At 57.7% G+C, this 2,771-nt stretch carries 1 protein-coding gene and 2 pseudogenes; 2 read left to right on the top strand and 1 reads right to left on the bottom strand.

Annotated elements, in window-relative coordinates; genetic code table 11:
• Positions 1–120, top strand: a pseudogene (locus CRO75_RS32100) (IS5/IS1182 family transposase); the annotation flags it as partial.
• Positions 121–270: 150 nt separating this feature from the next.
• Here CRO75_RS32100 and CRO75_RS32105 read toward each other — a convergent pair.
• Positions 271–1,164: pseudogene (locus tag CRO75_RS32105) on the bottom strand (NAD(P)/FAD-dependent oxidoreductase).
• A 108-nt stretch (positions 1,165–1,272) separates the two neighbouring features.
• Between CRO75_RS32105 and CRO75_RS32110 the strand changes: the two are divergent.
• A complete protein-coding gene (locus CRO75_RS32110; RefSeq protein WP_097140649.1) occupies positions 1,273–1,902 on the top strand; it encodes a TetR/AcrR family transcriptional regulator in 630 nt (209 codons plus the stop codon).
• Positions 1,903–2,771 lie beyond the last annotated feature (869 nt).

The raw sequence follows: 2,771 nt of genomic DNA on the forward strand, positions 1-2,771 counted from the left end.
CATGCCTGGAATGAGAGGGCTCGACGACTAATTATGCATCACGACCGGTTGTTCGCTGTGAGTGAGGCGTGGGTGTGGCTGGCCGAGGCACGCATCCTCGCGCGCCGACTCACTACATAATTTTGTCTACACCCTCTAACCAGCTACCCTTTGAACTAGGCAAGGAGAGGCTGGACCGATGCCAAGGCGCGCATTGTCTCGACCAAACCCGCCTCTACAATGGCGCAACCTTTAGAAGCCTGCGACAATCGAAGAAGGGTATCTGTGCTCTCAAACCAGCATCGACTGCTGGGCGAAGATTCCCGCCATCGCGCCTTGCCATGATGCCGTGGTGACCGAGGGCATGAGGGGATTGGCGAGGTCGCCCGCGGCGTAAACGCCGGGCATGCTGGTTTCGCGGCGCTCGTCGACTTTGAGGGCGATGCCCAGGGGCGTATCGACCGTGGCGAGACCCAGCGATTCATGCAGGCGTGCAGACGGCTTGTTGCGCGGATGCGCGAACAGGATGTCGACCGCGACAGGGGGGCCGGCGTCGAGCCTGACGGTGGTGTTATGGCTCTCGTCATGGTCGATTTCGGTGATCCGGCCATCGACGACAGGGATGCCGCGGCGCGCCAGATCGGCCCGGATGTCGGGTGGAATGTCGTGACCATTGGCGAAGACCGTCAATGTGTCGGTCCAGTCGTGGTACAGCCTGACGTAGTTGTGCGACGGCGGGCCGGACCAGATGAGGCCCCAATGCCGACCAGCAACCTCAAAGCCGTCGCAATAGGGGCAAGGCACAATGGAGCTGCCCCAGCCTTCGGCAAAGCCGGGAACTTCAGGCATCTAGTCGGCGACGCCATAGCTCAGGATCAGGCGGCGCGCCCTGAGGCTTTCGCCATCGCCAGTGAGGACGGAGAAATCGTCGATGACGCCGGAGATGCTCTCGGCCCGGGCAGTGACCAGCCTGACCGTCGGATAGCGCGCCAGCTGCTGCCGCGCCTCGACCAGGATCTCCAGCGGTGGCTTGTGGTCGTGGCCGAGCAGGCCATGCGAGTGGTCGGCGAAGCGATTGCGCGGCAGGCCGGTGTCGAGAACGGTGACCTTGCGCCGGGCACGGCCGAGCTGCAAGGCGGCGGCAAGACCGGCAAAGCTGCCGCCGATGATGATGACGTCATTCATGGTGATGGGCTCCGCGTTGTGGATGAAGGGAGATTGGCTTGCACATTTAAGATACTCTAAAGCACCCTAATAAAAGAATTAGAGTACTGTAAAGTACTGGAATTTTTTATGAGCGAAAACAACCAGGGCCGGCGCGGCCGGCCCGCCAACGAGGCGCTTGGCCAAACGATAGTCGACGCCGCGGGCAAACTTTTTGTGGAATTGGGTTTTCAAGCGACGACCATGGACAAGGTCGCCCAGCGGGCGAAGATATCCAAACTAAGCATCTATCGGCACTTCGAGAACAAGGAGGCGCTGTTCAGCGCGGCCATCGCGGCCCACTGCCAGCAGTTTGCACCTCAGGCCCTTTTTGAAGGCGTCGACGGTTCGGCCGAAGATCAGCTCATGGCGGTGGGATCAACCCTGCTTCGCACGCTGTTGAGCCCGGACGTGCGCAGTGTCGAAGCCATGATCATGGCCGACAAGACCAATCAAAAGTCGTTAAGCAAGCGCCAATACGAAGCCGGCCCCGCCTATGTCATCGCCCAAATCGAGGCCCTGTTGCGTCAGTTGCACGCGAAGGCGGTTCTGAACGTGCCCGATCCTCTCCAGTCCGCCCGCTTGTTTGCCGCGCTTTTCAAAGGATCCGATCTCCTGATTATCGCGCGCTTCGATGAGGCGAAAGCAGAGGACGACAATGAAGTCGAATCCTATTGCCGGTCGGCCGTCGCCATGTTCATCGCCGCGCACGGTGTTTAGTGGATGACTTGAACGTCTGATGTTGGTCGATAGCTGGCCATTACAAATGGCAATTTTTGGCCGATTGCGGCCTACGGGTTACCCAAATTTGTAAATGCTGCTGTAACACCCATTTGGCTTGTAACACCCAATGCACGCGAAAGATGAACGGGGTGTAACATCGACAAAGCCCAATAAATTCAATTGGTTAACATCGCTCGTAACACCCGTAACACCTGTAACACGTCTTTTCGAGCCCCACACCCCATCAGTTAGAGTGCCGCCAGCGAAAGCAATACTGGCTTGGCATCGACTAATGCAGAATTCGAGCGCTGGGTCGCCGAACGCCAGGATGCTTGTGAGGTGCCGTCTGCCTAGAAATCTGCCGGGGACCCTGAGGTTTATCCGGCGGTACGGGGTCGGAAACCCGCGGGATCCTGTTAGCGGGAGAACTCCCAGCTTAGTGAACAGGTGAACCCGGTGAACTACCTGTTCACCTGTACATTTGCCCTACGAAATGACCGATCAAAGCTCACCGTTACCGTCCCGGTAACGATGCCCCTTTTTCTTCAAGATCCTTTCAATTTCAACGTTTGAATTTCAGTAAGCTGGAACACCTTCCGCTACCAAAGCCCCGCGGGTTTCCGACCCCGTGCTCTAAAGAATCCGCCAGGGTCCCCGGTGATACCACAGGTTGTAGCGCGCAAAAGTACTACTCCGTGCCGAGATCGAACGCCAGCAGTGAGATGATGACTTTCCTTTCGTTATCCTATGGCAATGAAAAAATGTAACGGTCACTAGGTTCTGTACGAAAACCCTTGAAACATCGAAATGGGTAAAATCGCCGCCATCAACGGCAGGAGCCCCTGATGGCCAAGCGATACGAACTC

It is taken from the genome of Pseudomonas sp. LAMO17WK12:I10 (genome assembly GCF_900215185.1).
GTDB classification, from domain to species: domain Bacteria; phylum Pseudomonadota; class Gammaproteobacteria; order Pseudomonadales; family Pseudomonadaceae; genus Aquipseudomonas; species Aquipseudomonas chlororaphis.